Source organism: Streptomyces sp. a15 (assembly GCF_059026085.1).
Genome location: NZ_JBWLKM010000315.1, coordinates 1 through 281 on the forward strand (window position 1 = coordinate 1; position 281 = coordinate 281).

At 74.0% G+C, this 281-nt stretch carries 1 protein-coding gene; it reads right to left on the bottom strand.

Annotated features, from left to right (window positions below; all coding sequences use genetic code 11):
* The coding region (locus AC5P09_RS52290) for a DUF4097 family beta strand repeat-containing protein (protein ID WP_493880673.1) at positions 1-281 on the bottom strand (281 nt) is incomplete at both ends.

The following is a 281-nucleotide window of genomic DNA, read 5'->3' on the forward strand; positions in this document are numbered from 1 at the left end:
CCGGCCTCGGTGCGCAGGTCGACGGTGCCGTGCAGGGCTTCGGTGATGTGGATGTCGCCCTTCTGGATGCTGATCCGGGCGGGGCCGCCCAGGCGTCCGACCGAGATGTCGCCGGCGAGGAGGGTGAGGCGGGCGTCGGCGGTCTCGTCGAGCTTGACCGTGCCCTGGGCGCCTTCGAAGGTGACGTCGCCGAGCCGTCCGACACCGCGGAGCTCGCCGTCGGCCGCCTTGGCGTCGACGCGGGAGCCGGCGGGCAGCTGGACGGTCACCTCGACGGCTCC